This is a genomic window from Massilia sp. LXY-5, from assembly GCF_059801075.1.
The window spans coordinates 155921-176879 of sequence record NZ_JBNNEH010000004.1; the positions used below are offsets into that span (position 1 = coordinate 155921).

Consider the following 20959-nt stretch of genomic DNA (forward strand, 5'->3'; position numbering starts at 1 on the left):
ACTCCCATGAAGACTTCCGACACCACTCCACGCCCCACACCGTCCCCACGCTTTGCGTTCTCGCTCAACACCCGCATCAGCGCTACCGCCACCGTGCTGGTCGTTCTCAGCCTCGGGATCACCTCCGCCTTCATCGGCGTCAAGGGCAGCGCCGACGCCGAAGAAGCGTCGATGCGCCTGGCGCGCACGGCGGCGCGCGAGACGGCCGGCGTGCTCGAAGGGCGCATCGGCGCCAACCTGAAGGCGGTCTCGACGGTCGCCGACGCCGTGCGCGCGACGGGCGCGGCGGGCGAAACCCTGGCCCGTGCCCAGGTCGGCACGGTGACCCGGTCGATGCTGCAAGGCTCGGAGGACCTGATCGGCGCCTCGGTCACCATGGAGCCCGATGCCCTGGACGGCAAGGATGCGGAGTTTGCCGGCAAGAAGCCGGAATACGACGCCAGCGGCCGCTACATGCCCTATTACACGCGCGGCGAGGGCGGCAAGATCGGGGTCGAGCCGATCGTGTTCACCACCGTGCCGGGAGCGAACGACTGGTATGACGTACCGAAGAGCACCGGCAAGCGCTTCCTGACCGAACCGTATTCCTATCCTATCAATGGCAAGGATGCGCTGATCGCCTCGCTCGTGGCACCGATCGTGATCGACGGCAAATTCAAGGGCGCGGCGACCGGCGACATGATGGTTTCCAAACTGTCCGCCATCCTGGCCGGCATGAAGCCGATCGAAGGCGGCGTGCTGACCCTGGTGTCGAACGGCGGCCTGTACGCGAGCAATCCGGTTGCCGCGCGCAACGGCAAGAAGGCCGATGACATCCCGGCCGCCGGCCTGGAAAGCATCCGCCAGGGCAAGCCCTACGAATTTACCGACGAGCACGGCATGGTGCGCCTGCTGCAGCCGCTGCGTCCACACCCGGAGATGGCGCCCTGGGCGGTCCAGCTCAGCTTCCCGCATGCGGTCGCCACCGCCTCGGCGCGCGAACTCGTGAAATATTCGCTGATGGTATCGAGCGCGTGCGCGCTGCTGGCCGCTGCCGTCATGGTCACCACGCTGTTCCGGCTGATGCGCCCGGTGCGCGCGCTGGCGGCGACGATGACCGGCCTTGCCGGCGGCAACGCCGACCTCTCGGCCCGCCTGGAAGTGCGCGGCACCGACGAGCTGGCCACGATTGCCTCCGGCTTCAATACGTTTGTTGCGAAAATCCAGGACGTGCTGGCGCGAGTGCGCCTGAGTTCGGACAGCGTCGCCGGCGCCAGCAATGAAATCCGCCAGGGCAACGCCAACCTGTCGGCCCGCACCGAGCAGCAGGCCAGCGCACTGGAGGAAACGGCGGCGTCGATGGAAGAACTGACCTCGACCGTGCGCCAGAACGCGGACAATGCGCGCCAGGCCAACCAGATGGCGGCCTCGGCCTCGGAAGTGGCGCTGCGCGGCGGCGACGTCGTGGCCCAGGTGGTCCAGACCATGGCCTCGATCGACGCCTCCTCGCGCAAGGTGGTGGACATCATCTCCGTCATCGACGGCATCGCCTTCCAGACCAATATCCTGGCCCTGAACGCGGCCGTCGAGGCGGCGCGTGCGGGCGAGCAGGGACGCGGCTTCGCCGTCGTCGCCACCGAAGTGCGCAACCTGGCCCAGCGCAGCGCGGCCGCCGCGAAAGAGATCAAGGGCCTGATCGGCGACTCGGTCGACAAGGTCGGCATGGGCTCGATGCTGGTGGCCGAAGCGGGCCAGACGATGCAGCAGGTCGTCGAGAGCGTGCGCCGCGTGACCGATATCGTCAGCGAAATCAGCGCCGCCAGCGCCGAACAGAGCACCGGCATCGGCCAGGTCAACCAGGCCATCGTGCAGATGGACGATGCGACCCAGCAGAACGCGGCGCTGGTGGAAGAGGCGGCGGCGGCCACCGAGAGCCTGCAGGAACAGGCGGCGACCCTGGTGGCGCTGGTGGGGGAGTTCAAGCTGGAAAGCGGTGCGGTCCAGCCTGCACCGGCCGGTGCGCGCCAGCTGGCGCTGGCGGGCCCGCGATGAGCGCGACGGGCGCGCAAGCCTGTACCCGCGAGCGCAGCGCGCTTGCCCCGCGGGCGCGTCCGCCGCGGCGGACGGCGCGTCCGGCGTCGCCCGCACGCGCGGCCTGGCGCGCCGCGGATCCGGCTGCCACGCACGACCGGGCGCGGCTGCAGCCGCCCTGCGGCGCCGACCAGGGCACGGGCCGGCACGGCGACGACGTGCCGCTCGTGTCGACGGGGGTAAACTTGCAATTTTGACCCCGGCATATCACGCCTGTGCTAGAATCCTGCCGCGCTGCCCGGATGGTGAAACTGGTAGACACCCGGGACTTAAAATCCCGTGCTCGCAAGGGCGTGCCGGTTCGATCCCGGCTCCGGGCACCAGTAATGCATGGCGCCGTACCACACATCGAAACCCGCTTGCCCCGACGGCAACGCGGGTTTTTTTGTGCCGCTGCGCGGCCTCGCATCCGCACCCTATGGCCGAGCCATCGAATGGCGTATCATGCTCCCCGGCGCAGAGAAGCCTTCAATGCGCGCCGTTACAAGAGCTGCAAGGACCCGAATTTTGAATATCACCATCAATGACCAACTGCGCGCCTTCGTCGATCCGCTGAGCGCCATCGAATACGAAGCGCTCGAGCGCAGCCTGCTGGCGGAAGGCTGCCGCGATGCCCTCGTCCTCTGGCGCGACGTCCTGATCGACGGCCATAACCGCTACGAGATCTGCCGCCGCCATGACATCCCGTTCCGTACCGTCCACAACAACAACTTCGAGTCCATCGAAGACGTCATGCTGTGGATGATCGACAACCACCTGGCGCGCCGCAGCGTCTCGGATTTCCAGCGCGGCATGCTCGCGCTGAAGAAAAAGGAAATCGTGACCGCGCGCATGGCGCAGCAGATGGCCGACGAGCCGCCGGTGCCGAACCCGGACGACATGGATACGCGCCCGCCGCCGCCGTGGAACACGCGCGAGGAAGTCGCGAAGGCGGCGCGGGTGTCGAGCAATACCATCAGCCAGATCGAACGCATCCAGAAGGCGGCCACGCCCCAGCTGGTCGAAGCAGTGCGTTCCGGCACGATTTCGATCAACGCCGCCGCCAACGTGGCCTCGCTGCCGCAGGAGGCGCAGATTGCCGCCGTCGCCGGTGGACGCAAGGAGTTGCAGCAGGCCGCGCGCCAGGTGCGCGAGCAGAAGGCGGCCGCGAAGCCGAAGAAATTCGGGCCGGACGGTGAGCCGATCGACGAAAAGGCCGCTCTGAAAGCGGAGATCGCCGCGCTGAAGGACCGCATGGCGACTTTGCTGACCGAGAACGAAATACTGAAGCAGAAGCTCGCCAACAACGCAGCCTGATCGTCCAAAGCGATCACCACACGGAGAATCCGCATGATCCTGTCCCGCCTCGTTTCCTCGACCTTCGCCCTGACCCTTGCCGGAGCGGCACTGCCGGCCTGGGCCGTGCAGGATGCGCCGATCGGTGTCGCCGCCAAAACGGCGCCGAATGCCGCGGAACTGGCGCGCTGGCAAAAGACGGCAGGGCGGGTCACGATCATGCGCGACAAATGGGGCATTCCCCACGTCTTCGGCAAGCGCGACGCCGATGCCGTGTTCGGCATGGTCTATGCCCAGGCCGAGGACGACTTCAACCGCGTCGAACTGAACTACATCAACGCGATGGGGCGCCTGGCCGAAGTCGAGGGCGAGAAGGAAGTCTGGCGCGACCTGCGCATGAAGCTCTACATCCGGCCGGACGACATGCGGGCGAAGTACGCGGCCAGCCCGGCCTGGCTCAAGGACTTGATGATTGCCTGGGCCGACGGCCTGAATTTTTACCTGCACACACATCCGGAAGTCAAACCGAAGCTCCTGAGCCGCTTCGAGCCGTGGATGGCGCTCTCCTTCAGCGAAGGCAGTATCGGCGGCGACATCGAGGAAATCGACCTGAAGGAGCTGGAAGCCTTCTACGGCAAGGCCTTACAGCCGACCCTGGCCGACAACCGGAATCTGCTGGACGCCGAGCCGCGCGGCTCGAACGGCTTCGCGATCGCTCCCAAACTGTCCGCCTCGGGCCATCCGCTGCTGCTGATTAATCCGCATACCTCCTTCTACTTCCGCCCCGAGATCCACATGGTGAGCGAGCAGGGCCTGAACGCCTACGGCGCCGTGACCTGGGGCCAGTTCTTCATCTACCAGGGTTTCAATGAGCGCGCCGGCTGGATGCACACCTCGGGCGGCGGCGACGTGATCGACGAATACCTGGAAACGGTGGTCGAACGCAAAGGCAAGTATTTCTACAAATACGGCGGGCAGGAGCGGGCCCTGCGCGCCGTCCCGCTGACGCTGCCTTTCAGGAAGCCGGACGGCAGCATGGGCAGCCGCAGCATCACCGCTTATTTCAGCCACCACGGCCCGATCGTGCGCGGCCAGGACGGCAAGTGGGTGGCAGTCAGGATGATGGACGAGCCTGTGAAGGCGCTGACCCAGTCGTATTCGCGCACCAAGGCGAAGAATTACGCCGCCTTCTACAAGGCAATGGAGCTGCGCACGAATTCCTCGAACAACACCGTGTATGCGGACGCCGACGGAAATATCGCCTACTTCCACGGCAATTTCATTCCGAAACGCGACCCGCGATTCGACTGGTCGAAACCGGTCGACGGCAGCAACCCGGCCACCGAATGGCAGGGGCTGCACGAAATCCGCGACACCATCACGCTGTTCAACCCGGCGAGCGCCTATATCTCGAACACCAACAACTGGCCCTTCAGCTCCTCGGGCGCGAACAGCCCGAAACTGCAGGACTATCCGGCCTACATGTGGTCGCTGCCGGAAAACGCGCGCGGCCGCCACGCCGAACGGGTGCTGAAGGATGCGAAGAACCTGACCCTCGACAGCCTGATCGCCACCGCCTACGACCCCTACCTGACGGCCTTCGAGCCGCTGGTGCCGCAACTGGCGAAAGACTTCGACGCCTTGCCGGCCGGCGACGCGCGCAAGACGGCGCTTGCCGAGCAGGTCGCCAGCCTGCGCGGCTGGGACCTGCGCTGGGCCGCGAATTCGGTGCCGACGGCACTGGCGGTTTACTGGGGCCAGGAAATGGTGACGGCGAACGCGCCGCGGGCAAAGGCAGCGAATATCCCGACCGTCGACTTCATCACGACCAGGTTGACCGCGGACGAGCGCCTCGAAGCACTGGGCCGCGCCAGCGAAAAACTGACGAAGGACTTCGGCACCTGGAAAACCCCGTGGGGCGAGATCAACCGCTTCCAGCGCATCAGCGGTGATGTGCAGCAGGAATACGACGACAGCAAGCCGAGCTGGCCGGTTGCCTTCACCTCGGCCAACTGGGGCTCGCTCGCTTCCTTCGGGATGGTGGCGAAGCAGAAGACCAAGCGCATCTACGGCGACCGCGGCAACAGTTTTGTCGCCGTCGTCGAGTTCGGACCAAAGCTCAAGGCGAAGAGTATCCTGGCCGGCGGCCAGAGCGGCAATCCGGCCTCGAAACACTTCGCCGACCAGGCCGAGATGTACAGCCGCGGCGAGTTCAAGGACGTGCTGTTCTACAAGGAAGACATCCAGAAACAGCTCGAGCGCAGCTATCGGCCGGGGCAATAATGGAACGCAGCGAAAAGGACAAGATGCTCGCGGGCGAGCTGTATCACCCGAGCGCTCCCGAGCTGCAGGTGGAACTCGAAGCCTGCGCCGCCTGGCTGGCGCGCTACAACGCGGCGATTGGCGAGCCGGCTGATGTCTGGCACCGGCTGCTGCAGGAACGGGTGCCGGCGGCAGGCGAGGGCGTCATGGTGCGTCCTCCCTTTTACTGCGACTACGGTTTCAACCTTCGCCTCGGCGCCAGGGTCTTCCTCAACTACAACTGCGTGATCCTGGACACGGCGCTGGTGTCGATCGGCGACGACACCCGTATCGGCCCGGCCGTGCAGATCTACACGGCGGATCACCCGCGCGACCCGGCAATCCGGCGCAGCGGCCTGGAGAAGGGTGTGCCCGTCACGATCGGGAAGAACGTCTGGATCGGCGGCGGCGCCGTCATCCTGCCGGGTGTCAGCATCGGCGACGATGCCATCGTCGGCGCCGGCAGCGTCGTCACGCGCGACGTGCCGGCCGGAGCGACGGTGGCCGGCAATCCTGCCAGGGTCCTCATCGACTGAGCATCGGCTGAGCTGGCGCCACTGCCGCTGCACCGCTATAATTTCCGGATTCCAATTGGCGCACGGGCAGGGCAGTGGCAAAACTCTATTTCAGGTATTCGGCGATGAACGCCGGCAAGTCGACGGCTCTGCTGCAAGTGGCGCACAACTATGAAGAGCAGGGGCAGGTCGTCAAGCTGTATACGGCGGCGATCGACAACCGCTACGGCGTCGGCCTGATCACCTCGCGCCTGGGCCCGCAACGCGAGGTCGATACCTTCGATGGCGGCACCAATTTCCTCGCCGCCGCACCCAAGGTGTCCTGCGTGCTGGTCGACGAGGCGCAATTCCTCAGCAAGGAACAGGTGCAGCAGCTGCACCAGGTGGCGCAAGTGCGCGGCGTACCCGTCATCTGCTACGGCCTGCGCAGCGATTTCCGCGGCGACCCTTTCCCCGGCTCGGCCTACCTGCTGGCGCTGGCCGACGACATCGAGGAAATCAAGAACATCTGCACCTGCGGCAAGAAGGCGACGATGAACGTGCGCGTCGACGAAGCCGGGCGCCGCATCCGTGAAGGCGAGCAGGTCAGCATCGGCGGCAACGAAAGCTACCGCCAGGCTTGCGGGCGCTGTTTCTATGCGCAATAAGCGCGCCCGGTAACACTGCGATTCAAGGATGAGCCTGCCCGCCTGCACGGCCTACCTGCCTGCATTCCTGTGCAGCCATGGCGACATCCTGATCTACCTGGTGCCCTCGCTGGCGACCGCTTTCCTGTTCTGGATGCTGTCCGGCGCGCACCCGGCCTTTTTTCTCCTCACCGCGCCAGGTACCCTGTGCCACGAGCTGGCGCATTTCGGCGTCGGCCTGCTGACGAATGCCGAGCCGACCAATATCAGCCTGTTCCCGCGCCGCAAGGGCAAAGTCTGGGAGCTCGGTTCCGTCACCTTTTCCAACCTGCGCTGGTACAACGCTGCCCCGGCCGCGCTGGCGCCGCTGCTGATTTTATTGTTGCCGCTGGCGGTCGCCGCCTGGCGCACCGGTCCCGGCTGGCGCTTTGCGCCCCTCGACCTGCTGCTGGCGGTGCTGCTGGCGCCGCAGTTCCTGTCCTTCTGGCCGTCCCCGGTCGACTGGCGCCTGGCCGCGCGTTCCTGGCCCTGGGTCCTTGTACTTGGCGTGGCCGGCGCTATATACCTCTGGCACGACGCATTGCTGCGCCTGGTACGAGGCTGATCACCCAGCCTTAAGGGAGCCTTAATATTGTCACGACGCCCCGCACAAGCCGGCTCGACGCGCGCCCGCGTTCCTGTAGAATGGGTTCGCGCGCTTTGGATACCTGCGGTATCGAGCGCAAGCAGTCAATCAAGTTCACGTTCGGAGAACGATTACATGAAGAAGCAGATGTTGATCCTTGCCCTGGCTGCCGCCTGCGCCGTCTCGACGCACGCCGTCACCGCCCAGCCGGAAAAAGTCGCGTCCACCCAGATGAAGCCGGTCGCCGCGCAGACGCAAGCCGCGCTGTGGGCCTCGCGCGTGCTGGGCCGCTACCACTACAAGGCGACCCCGCTCGACGACGCGATGTCGGAAAAGATCTTCGACAACTACTTCCAGACGCTCGACAGCGAAAAGCTCTACTTCACCCAGGCCGACATCGACCGCTTCGCGCCACTGCGCACCAAGCTCGACGACGCCATCAATAACGAAGACCTGACCCAGCCCTTCGCGATCTACAACCTCTACCAGCAGCGCTTTGGCGACCGCATGAACTATGCGCGCAGCCTGCTCAAGACCAAGCTCGACTTCACGGTCGACGAAACCCTGCAGCTCGACCGCGAAAAAGCCCCCTGGGCGAAGAACGAGGACGAGGTGCGCGACCTGTGGAGGAAGCGCGTCAAGAACGACTGGCTGCGCCTGAAACTGGCCGGCAAGGATGAAAAGGCGATCCGCGAGACGCTCGACAAGCGCTACGAGAACTACATCTCGCGCATGAAGAAGCTGAACAACGAAGACGTGTTCCAGATGTTCATGAACGCCTACGCCACCGCGATCGAGCCGCACACCAACTACCTCGGCCCGCGCTCGGCCGACAATTTCGACATCGCGATGCGCCTGTCGCTGGAAGGCATCGGCGCCGTGCTGCAGGCGCGCGACGACTACACGGTGATCCGCGAAATCGTGCCGGGCAGCCCGGCCGACAAATCCGGCAAGCTGAAGGTCGGCGACCGCATCGTCGGCGTGGCCCAGGGCAACGGCCCGTTTACCGACATCCTCGGCTGGCGCATCGACGACGTGGTGCAGCTGGTGCGCGGCGAGAAGGGTTCGACCGTGCGCCTGGACATCATCCCCGGCGACGCGGGCGTCGACGCCAAGCACGTGGCCGTCTCGATGGTGCGCAAGAAGATCAGCATGGAAGAGCAGGCGGCCAAGAAGTCGATCATCCAGGTCAAGGAAAACGGCATCGCCAAGCGCATCGGCATCATCTCGCTGCCGACCTTCTACCAGGACTTCGAAGCGCGCCGCAAGGGCGACAAGGACTTCAAGAGCGCCACCCGCGACGTCGCCCGCATCCTGGGCGAACTGAAGAAGGAAAAAGTCGACAACGTCCTGATCGACCTGCGCAACAACGGCGGCGGTTCGCTGGTGGAAGCCGTCGAACTGACCGGCCTGTTCATTGACAAGGGTCCGGTCGTGCAGCAGCGCACCGCCGAAGGCCGCGTCGAGGTCGAGAGCGATACCGCGCCCGGCCTGGCCTGGGATGGCCCTATGGGCGTCCTGATCAACCGCGGTTCGGCCTCGGCCTCGGAGATCTTCGCCGCCGCGATTCAGGACTACGGCCGCGGCCTCATCATCGGCGAACCGAGCTTCGGCAAGGGCACGGTGCAGACCCTGATCGACCTCGACCGCTTCTCGCAGTCGGATAAAACGCGTTATGGCGAACTCAAGATGACGATCGCCCAGTTCTTCCGCATCAACGGCGGCACCACCCAGCTGCGCGGCGTCACGCCCGACATCAAGCTGCCGGTGACGACCGATCCGGAAAGCTTCGGCGAATCCTCGTTCGACAACGCCTTGCCCTGGGTGTCGATCAAGCCGGCCAATTACGTGCCCTCGGGCGACCTGAAGGAACTCGTTGCCCCGCTGCAGAAGCGTCACGAAGCGCGCATCGCCAAGGACAAGGAATTCCAGGACCTGCGCGAAGACATCGCCGAAGTGATGAAGCTGCGTAAGGAAAACGCGATCTCGCTGAACGAAGCCGTGCGCCGCAAGGAGCGCGACGCCCAGGATGCGAAAGCCAAGATGCGCGAAGCACGCCTGGCGGCAGGCAAGGGCGCCACCACCCCGGACGAACCGGCGGCGGCGCCGGGCGGCAAGGAAGCACGCAGCAAGGTGCCGGAGCCGACCCGTCCCGCCAAGACCGTGATCGCATCGAGCAGCCGCCAGCGCGACGACGGCCTGCAGGCCGACGAACGCGCCCTGTCGGCCGAGATCGCCGCCGAGAAGGCAGCGAAGGACGCGAAGGACGTGCTGTTGCAGGAAGCGGCCCACATCCTGGCCGACGAGGCCGGCATGCTCAAGACCGACACGCGCATGGCCTCGCGCACGATGCCGTACATGGCGGCGCCGGGGCCGGCCAGCCCGGACGTGGTCAAGAAGTAAATCGCGGCAAAATAAGGTCGTCAAAGAAAGCTCCTGCGGGAGCTTTCTTTTTTTTGGGCGTCGATATGCACTGGTATCTGTACGAACCATGTATCGGATCGCATACGTACGACCGCGTGGGCGGAGCCCACCCTACGGAGTCCTGCCCGCCGGGTAATCGCATCCTCTTTTTTATTTGATAAGTCCGCCTTTTTTTCGGGTAGAATCTTTGGTGAACGATCGTGCTTTTTCACCCGGCGCGACGAATAACGAGGAGACCGAATTGGACCTGACTTACACGGACGACGACCTGGCATTTCGCGATGAAGTGCGGGCCTTCCTGGCGGAGGCCTTGCCTGCGGACCTGCAGCACAAGGTGCGCCATCACCTGCGCCTGAACAAGGAAGACAGCGTACGCTGGCACAAGATTTTGGCAAGCAAAGGATGGGTTGCACCCGGCTGGCCCGTCGAGTTCGGCGGTCCGGGCTGGACCCCGGTCCAGCGCCACATCTTCGACGAAGAATGCGCGCGCGCCGGCACGCCGCAGATCATGCCTTTCGGCGTCAACATGGTCGCCCCGGTCATCATGGCCTTCGGCAGCCCCGAACAGAAAGCCCATTACCTGCCGCGCATCCTGTCCTGCGAGGACTGGTGGTGCCAGGGTTATTCGGAACCGGGCGCCGGCTCGGATCTCGCCTCGCTGAAGACCACCGCAGTTCGCGACGGCGATCACTACATCGTCAATGGCCAGAAGACCTGGACCACGCTGGCCCAGCACGCCGACATGATCTTCTGCCTGGTGCGCACCGATACCGGCGTACGCAAGCAGGAGGGCATCTCGTTCCTCCTGATTAATATGCATAGCCCCGGCATCACGGTGCGCCCGATCATCATGCTCGACGAAGACCACGAAGTGAACGAAGTCTTCTTCGACAACGTGCGCGTTCCCGTGGCGAACCTGGTCGGGCAGGAAAACAAGGGCTGGACCTATGCCAAATACCTGCTCGGCCACGAGCGCACGGGCATCGCCGCCGTCGGCCGCAGCAGGCGCGAACTCGCCTTCCTGAAAACCCTGGCCGCGCGCGAACGGAAAAACGGCAGGCCGCTGATCGAAGACCCGCTGTTCAGTGCCAAACTGGCCAGCCTGGAAATCGAACTGATGGCGCTCGAGACGACGGTCCTGCGGGTATTGTCGCGCGCCGACAAGGGGCCGGGTCCGGAAGCTTCGGTGCTGAAGGTGCGCGGCACCGACATCCAGCAGCAGCTGTCCGAACTGATGGTCGAAGCCGTCGGCCCGATGGCGCTGCCTTTCGACCCGGCCTATCTCGAGGGCGAGCGCGAGCACAGCCTGGTGGACGATGATGACGCCGCACCGCTGCTGTCGCACTACTTCAACTATCGCAAGACCTCCATCTACGGCGGCTCGAACGAGATCCAACGCAACATCATCACCCAGATGATCCTGGGCCTGTAAGGAGAAGGCATGGACTTCAATTTCAACCAGGAACAACTGCAATTCGCGGATGCACTGAAACGCTGGATCGGCCGCGATTACAGCTTCGAGACCCGCCGCGGCATCATCCATTCCGATACCGGCACCTCCGATACCGCCTGGGCCACGCTGGCCGAACTCGGCATGACGGCGCTGCCGGTGCCGGAAGAACACGGCGGCTTCAACGGCAACGCGGTCGACATGTTCGTCGTGATGCAGGAACTGGGCCGCGGCCTCGTGGTCGAGCCCTATTTTGCCACCGTGCTCGGCGCCGAATTCCTGCGCCTGGCCGGCGGACGCGGCGACCTGCTCGAGCAAGTCGCAACGGGCGAACTGAAACTGGCCTGCGCCCTGGGCGAGCGCCAGTCGCGCCACGACATGTTCGACATCGCCACCCGCGCCGACGCGAACGGCGACGGCTGGGTCCTGAACGGCGAAAAGAAAGTCGTCCTCCATGGCGGCCAGGCCGGGATGCTGGTTGTCTCCGCCCGTAGCAGCGGCGAGCAGCGCGGCCAGGACGGCGTCTCGCTGTTCGTGCTGCCTGCCGATACGGCCGGCATCACCGTGTCCGACTATCGCACCCTCGACGGCCAGCGCGCCGCCGACGTCCGCTTCGACAAGGTGCAGGTGCCGCGTGCGAACCTGCTGGGAGCAGAGGGCAAGGGCGCGGACATCCTCGACGCCGCCCTCGACTACGGCGCCGGCCTCCTGTGCGCGGAAGCGCTGGGTGCGATGGAAGCCATCTTCGAAGCGACGCTGGAATACCTGAAAACCCGCCAGCAGTTCGGCGCGCCGATCGGCAAGTTCCAGGCCCTGCAGCACCGCATGGCCGACATGTACATCCACCTGGAGCAGGCGCGTTCGATGGCGCTGCTGGCGGCCGTCAAGCTAGCCTCGCCCGATGCCGAGGGTGCAGCAACCGAGCGCCGCCGCGCCGTCTCCGCCGCCAAGTACCGCATCAACCAGGCCGCACGCTATGTCGGCCAGCAAGCCGTGCAGCTGCACGGCGGCATGGGCGTGACCGACGAACTGCCGGCGGCCCATTACTTCAAGCGCCTGGCGACGATCGAACTGACGCTGGGCGACAGCGATCACCACCTGGCGCGCTTCATCGCCCAGCCAGGTTTCATGGAAAGGACGGCCGCATGAAAAAGCAATGGTATTTCGATGACTTCGTACCGGGCCAGGAAATCGAACTCGGCCAGCGTACCGTGACGGAAGAGGAAATCATCGCATTCGCCACCCAGTTCGATCCGCAGCCCTTCCACATCGACAAGGAAGCCGCCGCCAAATCGATCTACGGCGGCGTGATCGCCAGCGGCTGGCACACCTGCGCGATGATGATGCGCATCGTCCTGGACGGCATGGGCTGCGAGGAAGCGAGCATGGGTTCGCCCGGCCTGGACGGCGTGCGCTGGCTGCAGCCGGTGCGCGCCGGCGACACCCTGCAGGTGCGCTATGTGACGAAGGAAGTCAAGCCCTCGAGCTCCAAGCCCGACCGCGGGGTCGTGAAGTCGACCTGGGTCGCGACCAACCAGAATGGCGAGCCCGTGTGCACGATCGACGGCATGGCGATGTTCCGCCGCCGTCCGCAAGGCGCAGGGCAATAAGCGCAGCAAACGCAGCAAGCTTGCGGCGGGCCATTCCGGCCAGGCGCCGGAATGGCCCGCCGCATCGAACGAGCCGAGGAGACACACCGATATGCACGAGCGTCACGTCGATTTCTGGCCGCGCGGTTTGCCGCGCCACCTGACCATCCCGCAAACGAACCTGTTTTATAACCTCGATGTCTCCAGCACGCGCTACCCGGGCAAACCGGCCGTGCTGTTCTACGATACGCCGCTCAGCTATACGGAACTGAAGGACCAGGTCGAGCGCGTCGCCGGCTACCTCGAGCAGGAGTGCGGCGTGAAGGCGGGCGACCGCGTCCTGCTCTACATGCAGAACAGCCCGCAGTTCATCATCGCCTACTACGCCATCCTGCGCGCCAACGCCGTCGTGGTGCCGGTCAACCCGATGAACCTGACCGAGGAGCTGCGCCACTACGTCAGCGACACCGGCGCGACCACCATCTTCGTGCCCCAGGATTTATACGCGCAGGCCGCGCCGCTGCGCGAGGAGGGCCTGCGCCACCTGCTGGTCGCGGCCTATTCCGACTACCTGACGACGCCGACCGATCTCGCCGTGCCCGAATTCGTCGCCGCCCCGCGCCGCGCCATCGAAGGCGAGGGCGTCGTCCTGTGGAGCGCCATGCTGGCGCGCGGCTGCCGTCCGGGGCCGCTCAGCGCCGGCCCGGACGACCTGTGCGCCATGCCCTATACCTCGGGCACCACCGGCCTGCCGAAAGGCTGCATGCACACCCACCGCAGCGTGATGTACAACGCGCTGGCAGGCCAGCAGTGGTTCGGGACGCAGCAGGACTCGATTGCGCTGAGCGTGCTGCCGCTGTTCCACGTGACCGGCATGCAGGGCGGAATGAACGGCCCGATTTTCCTCGGCAGCACCATCGTCCTGCTGGCGCGCTGGGATCGCGACATGGCCGCCGAATGCATCCGCCGCCACCGCGTGAACGCAGCCCAGCTGATTTCCACCATGGTGATCGACCTGCTCTCGAGTCCGCGCGTGATGGAGTACGACCTGTCCACCGTCAAGCGCCTCAGCGGCGGTGGCGCCGCCATGCCCGAAGCCATTGCCCGCAAGATGCACGAGCTGCTCGGCATCGACTACATCGAGGGCTACGGCATGTCGGAGACGATCGCGCCGACCCACATCAACCCGCCGGATCGCCCGAAGAAGCAATGCCTCGGCATCCCGATCCAGGACGTCGATGCACGCGTGATCGATGCCGATACTTTCGCGACGCTGGGCGTCGGCGAGGTCGGCGAAATCGTCGTGCACGGGCCGCAAGTGATGCTGGGCTACTGGAACAACGAAGAGGCCAGCAGGGATGCCTTCATCGAGATCGACGGCAAGCGTTTTCTCCGCACCGGCGATATCGGCATGGTCGACGAGGACGGCTATTTCTTCATGACCGACCGCCTCAAGCGCATGATCAATGCCTCGGGCTACAAGGTGTGGCCGGCGGAAGTGGAGGCGCTGATGTACCGCCATCCGGCGATCCGCGAGGTGTGCGTGGTGTCGGGCGTGGACGCGCGCCGCGGCGAGACGGTGAAGGCGGTCGTGGTGCTGAAGGACGGCTTTCACGGTCAGGTCAGCGAACAGGACATCGTCGACTGGTCGCATGCGAACATGGCGGCGTACAAAAGTCCGCGCATCGTCGAGTTCCGCGAGGCCCTGCCGAAGTCGGGGACGGGGAAGGTGCAGTGGCGGAGCTTGCAGGACAAGCGCTGAGCGCCCCACTGGCCGGAGCCCGTCACGCGTTTCCGGGTTGTCCGGTCTGTTTCACCACCGAATTATTTGTTAAATGATATGCCGGAATACTTTACACTTCCTCAGGGAAACACGTAACGATTGAGCGCAAGTCATTGATTTTTATGAGTTGCGAAAAATTGGCATGGCGCTTGCTTGTTTACATTTGTGTATGTGCACAACCAACTCAAGCAAGGAATGCCGATCTATGAAACTCCTCAAAACACTGGGCGCCGCTGCCGCCATGACGATGACCATGGCCGGGGCCGCACATGCGGAAACCGTCCTGAACAATTGGGTGTTTAATCCGACTGGTGGCGGCTTTGCGTCCGGCCAGACGGTCAACGAGTACCTGGACGTGAATGGCAATTCGTTCATCCAGATCAATCCGACGGGCGCGAGCAGCTTCTCGTTTGCCGAGCACAGCGTGTTCAACATCGTGCAGGCCGACAGCAACAGCCAGCTGTTCCCGATCAACTACCCGGGCGGCAACATCACCGCGACCTTTGAAGCGACCGGCACCGGCAGCTTCGGCGGCGCCTTCTCGTTCACCGGCGGTACCATCCGCATGTTCCAGAACCCGACCAACCAGTACGGCACCGCAGCCGGTATCTATGGCGCCAACCTCGGCAACCAGATCGCCGAGTTCAGTGTGCTGGCAGGCGGCGGCGGCCGGGTCGATGCGAGCGGCTCGCCAACCAATAACGGCCAGATCACCGTGCTGGCGTCGGCAGCCCAAGGGAGCCTGGATGCAGGCTACTTCTTCCGCGAAAATGGCACCGACCTGTCGACGGAATCGATCCTGGCCTTTGCCTTCACCAACGCCAATACGGTCGGCGATCCGACCGATCTCCTGGTCGACGAAGTGGCTTGCCAGTACGCCAATTTCAGCGGGAATGGTTGCAATGGCCAGGGATATGCGAATACGCCAGGCTATTTCTTCGTTAGCAATAACGGCCAACTGAAGCTGGGTGAGAACGGCCTGCCGCCGGTCGACGTGCCAGAGCCGGGTTCGCTGGCCCTGTTCGGCATCGCACTGCTGGGCGCCGGCACTGTCATGCGCAAGCGCAACACGAAGGCTTGATCGTCTTTTGATGATTGCAAGAAGGGGGAGGCCGTGTCCGACTTCCGGACACGGCCTCCCCAGTCACATTACTTCTTTGGCTTGGTGACTTGTTGCTGCGCTGTTGCGTTGTTTTGCGCCGCTGCGTTGTTCTGCGCTGCTGCCGCCGCAGCAGCCTGCTTTTCCTTCTTCTTTTCAGCATGGTGTCCGATCACGCAACCGATCGCCGCGCCGGCAACCCCATGCTTTCCGGCCACGTGGCCGACCACGCCGCCCGCCAGCGCTCCTTTGCCGCAGCCGGCATTGGCCGTACCGGCCGCCATCACCAATGCTGCGGATACGATGGCAAGTGTGAATTTCGTGCGCATGACTGCTCTCCCTGTGTAAGTTGATGGTCCACAGTAAGCGTTCCAGCGGGGGCCAACTGTTCGCGTCCTAACATACCGGGCCCTACAAGGTCAGGAACATCGCCACCACGGCCACCAGCATGATCGCGATGCCGCACCAGCCGAGCAGGGTGTGGCGCGTGCTGAGCGTGTACTTGCCCATGATCTTGCGGTTATGGGCCAGCATCATCATGACGACCATGATCGGCACGGCGATGACGCCGTTGATCTGGGCCGACAGCACCAGGGCGGCGATCGGGTCGATCGGGGCGAAATCGAGCAGGACGCCGCCCAGGGTCGCCAGCGCGATGATGGCGTAGAACTCGCGCGCCTCGACCACTTTCAGGTCCATGCCGTTACGCCAGCGGAAGCTCTCGGTGACCGCGTAGGCGGCCGATCCGGCCAGCACCGGCACCGCCAGCATGCCGGTGCCGATGATCCCAAGCGCAAACGCGAGAAAGGCGAATTCGCCGGCCACCGGACGCAGCGCTTCGGCCGCCTGGCTCGAGGAGGTGATGTCCGTGATGCCGTGCGCGCCCAGGGTCACCGCGGTCGTCAGGACGATGAAGAAGGCGACCAGGTTCGAAAAGCCCATGCCGATGAAGGTGTCGGCCTTGATGCGCCTGAGCTGGGCGACGGCGTCGTGCGGGCGGGTGCGCAGCGCGCGTGTGTGCGGCGCATTGCGAATCTCCTCGACTTCCTGCGAGGCCTGCCAGAAGAACAGGTAGGGACTGATCGTGGTGCCGAATACGGCGACGACCAGTGCGACCGATTCCTTGGTGAACGTGAAATGCGGCCAGACGGTGCGCGCGAGCACCTCGGTCCAGGGCATGTGCACGGCAAAGGCGGTGGCGACATACGACAGCAGGCCGAGCGTCAGCCATTTCAGGTAGCGCACGTAGCTGGCATAAGGCAGGAATACCTGCAGCGACAGGCACAGCAGGCCGAAGGCGAGGGCGTACAGATGGCCGGAGCCTGTGCCGGTCAGCAGGCGCACCGCTTCGCCCATGGCGGCGATGTCGGCCGCGATGTTGATCACGTTGGCCACCAGCAGCAGCGCGACGATGATGTACAGCAGCCACGGCGAATACGCGCGCCGGATGTTGGCGGCCAGTCCGCGCCCGGTGACGCGGCCGATGCGCGCCGAGACCAGCTGGATCCCGACCATGAACGGATAGGTGAGCACCAGCGTCCACAGGGTATTGAAGCCGAACTGGGCGCCGGCCTGCGAATAGGTGGCGATGCCGGATGGGTCGTCGTCGGCGGCGCCGGTAATGAGGCCGGGGCCCAGCGATTTCAGGGTGGCGTTGTCGGTGAGACGGCGGAAAAATTTCAGCGGCATGATCGGCCTGCGCAGGTATGCACCGGCGCGACCGCAAGGATCAGGGCGCCGGCAGGAATTGGTAAAGAGAGGGACTGTTCATGGTCGGCGCGCAGTGTAGCATGGCTGAATTGGCAAAAGCGTATCCGGTCGGTAACAATATGCCGCGATAAGATTGGCTTAAGTTAGCAGGAGCAGGGGCCGGCGTTATACCAGCCAGCGTCCGCATGCCTGCCGACGAGCTAGCGCCTGAGCCTGGACGAGGGCGAGCGCAATACGCGCCGTGCCACGCCGGCATCGACCCGCATCAGGCGCATGAAGATCCTGGCCACGTTCGTCCCGAAGACCTGCCGGACAACCTGCGCCCGGTAGACCAGCCTCGACATCGTTTGATTGCAGCGCACGTAGCGGTGCTCGGCGCCCTCGTTCAGGTCATCCGGCACGACGCTGCCCCGCTTCGGAACCGACGGCGTGATGAGGGTCGCTTTCATGCGGATGGACCGAGGCGGGCACTGTAGGGAAGGGCGGGAAGGTCATCATCGGCGTCGTGAACGGATTGGGCAATCCTTTCATTACAGACGAAAAGCCTGGCCCCAACCAGCCTGTCCATGTAAGAAACGTTACAAAATGTCTCAGGGATCGTACGGATCCGATGGACCTCGCGGCGTCCACCGGGTTTTGATGCGGGCGGCGGGGCCGAAGCGGTCGGACAGCGCGAGCAGGCCCTTTGCCAGGGACAGGACGATCAGGATGCCGACGATATCGCCGACGATCATCGCCGTCAGCGCAAGCCAGTCCACCAGCCCTGTCTGAACCCACAGGAGTGCGTGGTGAAAGACGGGACTCATGAGCCCGCACAGCACCCCCGTGAACAGCAGTCGCTGGACGGTCAGCCCGCCAAGACGCGGCTGCAAGTCGAACCAGTGTTTGGCGAACAGGTAGGCAAGATAAGGGCCGCCCGCACCCGCCATGGCGCCGCTCAATGCACGAAACGCATCCGGGAACACGAAGTGATGGAAGTTGAGATAGAAACCGGCCAGCAGCAAGCCGACAAAGCCGGCGAACCCGAACAGCAGCGTGGCCAGCAGGCGGATCCCGGCGGGAATGAATACCCAGTTGATCCCATTGCTCTGTTCGAACTGAATGAACAGGAGCTCGTTGACCCAGTTAAACGCAAGGAATACGAGCGTCGTGATGGCGACGTAGCCGACTTGCTTTATTGCTCTTTCTTTCGTGCTGGCCATTACCGATTGAATCCTTGTTGCATTGCCTTATGGTAACGTTATTGTAACCTCAATGCTGACGCATCCGCAGCCGGCGACCCTGCCCGGCGCCCGCACGTGTGTGGCGCCATTGCCGCAGGTGGCTCGATACAATCGGACAGCCGCCACAGAAGAGGCCGGCTCATGCCAATTTTAGAAAAGAGAAACAAGATGAACACACCCAGCCTGCTTCCTTCCGCCCTGATCGGGGCCGTCGCCAGCGCGCGCTCGATGACGCCGATGGCCACCATCGCCGCGGCCCGCCTGGCCCACCGCGATACACCGGGCGAACTGTTCCTCCTCGACCGGCCCCTGTTCAAGTACGGCGCGCTGGCCATGGGCGCCGGCGAACTGGCAGGCGACAAGATGAAATCCGCGCCCGACCGTACCGTCTTCCTGGGCCTGCTGGCGCGCGTGGCGAGCGCCGCGATTGCCGGCGCCGCCCTGGCACCGAAAGGCCGCGAGAAGGCGGGCGCGGCGGTCGCAGTCGCCACGGCTGTCCCGCTCGCCTACCTGACGCTTGCGGGCCGCAAACGGGCCATGGCGCGCATCGGCCAGACCCGCAGCGGACTGATCGAAGACGCGCTGGTCCTTGCGGCGGGGGCAGCAGTCGTGGCGCTGTCGACCAAGCGCTAGGCGGCGCAAAGGGGCAGGCCGCGGGGCCTGGTCCCGGGCTTCGACTACAATCGTCGCAGTCGGCCTGCATCGGCCCCGCCTTTCGTCTTTTCCTTTGGCTTTTCTCTATGACGCGCCGCCCCTGGTACTTCGGCTGGAACATCGTTGCCGCCGCCACCGTATTGACCACGCTCACCGTCGGCATGCGCCTCGGGATCGGGCCCTTCTTCCTGCCCATGGGCCAGGACCTCGGCTTCAGCCGCAGCCTGCTGGCCTCGATCATCGCCATCGGCATGCTGTGCTACGGGCTGGCCATGCCGCTCGCCGGCTACCTGGTCGCGCGCCGCGGCACCCGCTTCGTGCTCCTGCTGGGCACGGCGATCGTCGTCCTTTCCGTGATCTGGACGGTGAACGCGCGCACGCCGCTCTCCTTCCTGCTGGCCTTCGGCGTGTCGATGTCGGTCGGTCTCGGCTTCACCAGCCCGGTGGCGCTCACGCCGGTCATCAGCCGCTGGTTCACGCGCCAGCGCGGCATGGCGCTGTTCTTCCTGTCCACGGGTTCGATGGCGGGAATGGCGGTGCTGACGCCGGCGCTGACCCTGTCCATCGGCTCCATCGGCTGGCAGTCGACCTTGCTGGCCTTTGCTGCCATCTTTACCGTGGTCACCGTGCCGGCGGCGCTGTTCGTCATGCGCGACCATGCGCCCCCTGGCACCGACCTGCTGCCCGAACAGGCGGGCGCGCAGGCGGCGGCGCCCAGGGCGGCGCCGGCGAGCCTGTCCTTCGGCGCCGCCATCCGGACCTCGCCCTTCTGGAAGATCGTGGCCGGCCTGTTCGCCTGCGGCTTCAGCATGAACCTGCTCGGCACACACGGCGTGCCGATGCTGATGGACCACGGCTTCGATGCGATGACGAGTTCTTACGGCATCGGCCTGATCGGGCTGGTCGCCATTCTCGGCACGCTGGTATTGGGCCGGCTGTCCGATCGGCTCCCCCGCAGGAACATCCTCGGCGTAATCTATCTGGTGCGTGGCCTCGGCTTTTTCGCGCTGCTCGCGGTCGGCACGCATTGGGAACTGTACATCGCCGCCACGATCGGCGGCATGGTCTGGGCCGGCAGCATCGCCACCTCGTCGGCGATGCTGGCCGATATCTACGGCGTGCGCCTGGTCGGCGTCATGTACGGCACCGCCTACCTCGGGCACCAGGTCGGCGCCATGCTCAGCTCCTGGTTCGGCGGCTGGGGCTACGAGCACTTCGGCAGCCACTTGCCGGCCTTCGGCAGCGCGGGCGTGCTGCTGCTGGCCGCGTCCTTCGTGTCGCTGCGGCTGCCGTTGCGGGGAGGGACCCCGTTCGTTCCCATCACGGCAAGCGCAAGTCCAGACTGAGCCTGCTGAGGAGGAGGTAGGTGACGAGCCCCAGTGCCAGCAGCGACAGCACGAAGATTGCGGCCACCTTGCCGGCCGCGCGCAGCACCGCGCGCTTTTCCTGCTCCTTGTCCTTCTGCTTCTCCCCCTGATCGTAATGCCACTTGATGGCGAAGAACATGCCCGTGCCTAATACGAGAACCTTGAACGTAACGGCAACGATAGGGAACCAATCCATGATGTCGAGTATTTCCCGGCTAAGTGCCGAATACGGATGAGAGGGGAGAAAA

Annotated in this window: 19 protein-coding genes and 1 tRNA gene; 15 read left to right on the forward strand and 5 right to left on the reverse strand. The window is 64.8% G+C overall.

Features of this window, described 5'->3' with window-relative positions; translation table 11 throughout:
- Positions 1 to 6: 6 nt before the first annotated feature.
- The 13 genes from ACI48I_RS14935 to pepA all read left to right on the forward strand — a co-directional run bounded on the left by ACI48I_RS14935 (position 7) and on the right by pepA (position 15739).
- A complete protein-coding gene (locus ACI48I_RS14935; RefSeq protein ID WP_498574622.1) occupies positions 7 to 2031 on the forward strand; it encodes a methyl-accepting chemotaxis protein in 2025 nt (674 codons plus the stop codon).
- 275 nt (positions 2032 to 2306) lie between these two features.
- A tRNA-Leu gene (locus ACI48I_RS14940) sits at positions 2307 to 2393 on the forward strand.
- 184 nt (positions 2394 to 2577) lie between these two features.
- Positions 2578 to 3366 (forward strand): hypothetical protein, encoded by a 789-nt coding sequence (locus tag ACI48I_RS14945; protein WP_193686184.1) that lies wholly within the window; start codon positions 2578 to 2580, stop codon positions 3364 to 3366.
- Between the two features lie 33 nt (positions 3367 to 3399).
- A complete protein-coding gene (locus ACI48I_RS14950) occupies positions 3400 to 5628 on the forward strand; it encodes a penicillin acylase family protein (RefSeq protein WP_498574623.1) in 2229 nt (742 codons plus the stop codon).
- The gene (locus tag ACI48I_RS14955) at positions 5628 to 6182 is read left to right on the forward strand and encodes a sugar O-acetyltransferase (protein WP_498574624.1); all 555 of its coding nucleotides are present in this window, start codon (positions 5628 to 5630) and stop codon (positions 6180 to 6182) included. Before ACI48I_RS14950 ends, ACI48I_RS14955 begins: the two co-directional genes overlap by 1 nt.
- Positions 6183 to 6256: 74 nt before the next feature.
- Positions 6257 to 6808: a thymidine kinase gene (locus ACI48I_RS14960; protein WP_193686181.1), complete on the forward strand. Its 552-nt coding sequence runs from the start codon at positions 6257 to 6259 to the stop codon at positions 6806 to 6808.
- Positions 6809 to 6836: 28 nt separating this feature from the next.
- Positions 6837 to 7391 carry a hypothetical protein gene (locus ACI48I_RS14965; RefSeq protein WP_498574625.1) on the forward strand — a complete coding sequence of 185 codons (555 nt, stop codon included), beginning with the start codon at positions 6837 to 6839 and terminating at the stop codon, positions 7389 to 7391.
- Between the two features lie 156 nt (positions 7392 to 7547).
- Positions 7548 to 9815 (forward strand): carboxy terminal-processing peptidase, encoded by a 2268-nt coding sequence (locus ACI48I_RS14970; protein WP_193686179.1) that lies wholly within the window; start codon positions 7548 to 7550, stop codon positions 9813 to 9815.
- 262 nt (positions 9816 to 10077) lie between these two features.
- Complete coding sequence (locus tag ACI48I_RS14975) at positions 10078 to 11268, forward strand: acyl-CoA dehydrogenase family protein (protein ID WP_498574638.1); 1191 nt, start codon at positions 10078 to 10080, stop codon at positions 11266 to 11268.
- A gap of 9 nt (positions 11269 to 11277) precedes the next feature.
- On the forward strand, positions 11278 to 12435 hold the full coding sequence (locus ACI48I_RS14980; RefSeq protein WP_498574626.1) for an acyl-CoA dehydrogenase family protein: 1158 nt from the start codon (positions 11278 to 11280) through the stop codon (positions 12433 to 12435).
- A complete protein-coding gene (locus ACI48I_RS14985) occupies positions 12432 to 12896 on the forward strand; it encodes a MaoC family dehydratase (protein WP_193686176.1) in 465 nt (154 codons plus the stop codon). Before ACI48I_RS14980 ends, ACI48I_RS14985 begins: the two co-directional genes overlap by 4 nt.
- A 91-nt stretch (positions 12897 to 12987) precedes the next feature.
- Entirely contained in the window at positions 12988 to 14637 is a 1650-nt protein-coding gene (locus ACI48I_RS14990) for a long-chain fatty acid--CoA ligase (RefSeq protein WP_498574627.1), read from the forward strand.
- A 226-nt stretch (positions 14638 to 14863) separates the two neighbouring features.
- Positions 14864 to 15739: a flocculation-associated PEP-CTERM protein PepA gene (pepA, locus tag ACI48I_RS14995; RefSeq protein ID WP_498574628.1), complete on the forward strand. Its 876-nt coding sequence runs from the start codon at positions 14864 to 14866 to the stop codon at positions 15737 to 15739.
- Between the two features lie 68 nt (positions 15740 to 15807).
- Here pepA and ACI48I_RS15000 read toward each other — a convergent pair whose 3' ends face one another.
- The 4 genes from ACI48I_RS15000 to ACI48I_RS15015 form a co-directional block, all read right to left on the reverse strand.
- Positions 15808 to 16086, reverse strand: a complete 279-nt coding sequence (locus ACI48I_RS15000) for a hypothetical protein (protein WP_498574629.1) — start codon at positions 16084 to 16086, stop codon at positions 15808 to 15810.
- Between the two features lie 82 nt (positions 16087 to 16168).
- A complete protein-coding gene (locus tag ACI48I_RS15005; protein ID WP_193686172.1) occupies positions 16169 to 17446 on the reverse strand; it encodes an NRAMP family divalent metal transporter in 1278 nt (425 codons plus the stop codon).
- Positions 17447 to 17667: 221 nt separating this feature from the next.
- A complete protein-coding gene (locus tag ACI48I_RS15010) occupies positions 17668 to 17916 on the reverse strand; it encodes a hypothetical protein (RefSeq protein WP_498574630.1) in 249 nt (82 codons plus the stop codon).
- Positions 17917 to 18057: 141 nt separating this feature from the next.
- Complete coding sequence (locus ACI48I_RS15015; RefSeq protein WP_498574631.1) at positions 18058 to 18669, reverse strand: hypothetical protein; 612 nt, start codon at positions 18667 to 18669, stop codon at positions 18058 to 18060.
- A 189-nt stretch (positions 18670 to 18858) separates the two neighbouring features.
- Here ACI48I_RS15015 and ACI48I_RS15020 point away from each other — a divergent pair, with 189 nt between their 5' ends.
- Both ACI48I_RS15020 and ACI48I_RS15025 read left to right on the forward strand, forming a co-directional pair.
- Entirely contained in the window at positions 18859 to 19323 is a 465-nt protein-coding gene (locus ACI48I_RS15020) for a hypothetical protein (RefSeq protein WP_193686169.1), read from the forward strand.
- Between the two features lie 107 nt (positions 19324 to 19430).
- Positions 19431 to 20690: an MFS transporter gene (locus ACI48I_RS15025; RefSeq protein ID WP_193686168.1), complete on the forward strand. Its 1260-nt coding sequence runs from the start codon at positions 19431 to 19433 to the stop codon at positions 20688 to 20690.
- On the opposite strand, the gene ACI48I_RS15030 is transcribed toward ACI48I_RS15025, so the two are convergent.
- Positions 20665 to 20907, reverse strand: coding sequence for a hypothetical protein (locus ACI48I_RS15030; protein ID WP_193686167.1), 243 nt, complete (start codon positions 20905 to 20907; stop codon positions 20665 to 20667). The genes ACI48I_RS15025 and ACI48I_RS15030 overlap by 26 nt on opposite strands.
- Positions 20908 to 20959 lie beyond the last annotated feature (52 nt).

Excerpts from the sequence above, each read along its gene's own strand:
- ACI48I_RS14990 (WP_498574627.1), top strand. The coding sequence starts at position 12,988 with ATGCACGAGCGTCACGTCGATTTCTGGCCGCGCGGTTTGCCGCGCCAC.
- ACI48I_RS15025 (WP_193686168.1), top strand. The coding sequence starts at position 19,431 with ATGACGCGCCGCCCCTGGTACTTCGGCTGGAACATCGTTGCCGCCGCC.
- pepA (WP_498574628.1), top strand. The coding sequence starts at position 14,864 with ATGAAACTCCTCAAAACACTGGGCGCCGCTGCCGCCATGACGATGACC.
- ACI48I_RS14985 (WP_193686176.1), top strand. The coding sequence starts at position 12,432 with ATGAAAAAGCAATGGTATTTCGATGACTTCGTACCGGGCCAGGAAATC.
- ACI48I_RS14935 (WP_498574622.1), top strand. The coding sequence starts at position 7 with ATGAAGACTTCCGACACCACTCCACGCCCCACACCGTCCCCACGCTTT.
- ACI48I_RS14980 (WP_498574626.1), top strand. The coding sequence starts at position 11,278 with ATGGACTTCAATTTCAACCAGGAACAACTGCAATTCGCGGATGCACTG.
- ACI48I_RS15005 (WP_193686172.1), bottom strand. The coding sequence starts at position 17,446 with ATGCCGCTGAAATTTTTCCGCCGTCTCACCGACAACGCCACCCTGAAA.
- ACI48I_RS15000 (WP_498574629.1), bottom strand. The coding sequence starts at position 16,086 with ATGCGCACGAAATTCACACTTGCCATCGTATCCGCAGCATTGGTGATG.
- ACI48I_RS15015 (WP_498574631.1), bottom strand. The coding sequence starts at position 18,669 with ATGGCCAGCACGAAAGAAAGAGCAATAAAGCAAGTCGGCTACGTCGCC.
- ACI48I_RS15020 (WP_193686169.1), top strand. The coding sequence starts at position 18,859 with ATGAACACACCCAGCCTGCTTCCTTCCGCCCTGATCGGGGCCGTCGCC.
- ACI48I_RS14950 (WP_498574623.1), top strand. The coding sequence starts at position 3,400 with ATGATCCTGTCCCGCCTCGTTTCCTCGACCTTCGCCCTGACCCTTGCC.
- ACI48I_RS14955 (WP_498574624.1), top strand. The coding sequence starts at position 5,628 with ATGGAACGCAGCGAAAAGGACAAGATGCTCGCGGGCGAGCTGTATCAC.
- ACI48I_RS15030 (WP_193686167.1), bottom strand. The coding sequence starts at position 20,907 with ATGGATTGGTTCCCTATCGTTGCCGTTACGTTCAAGGTTCTCGTATTA.
- ACI48I_RS14970 (WP_193686179.1), top strand. The coding sequence starts at position 7,548 with ATGAAGAAGCAGATGTTGATCCTTGCCCTGGCTGCCGCCTGCGCCGTC.
- ACI48I_RS15010 (WP_498574630.1), bottom strand. The coding sequence starts at position 17,916 with ATGAAAGCGACCCTCATCACGCCGTCGGTTCCGAAGCGGGGCAGCGTC.
- ACI48I_RS14965 (WP_498574625.1), top strand. The coding sequence starts at position 6,837 with ATGAGCCTGCCCGCCTGCACGGCCTACCTGCCTGCATTCCTGTGCAGC.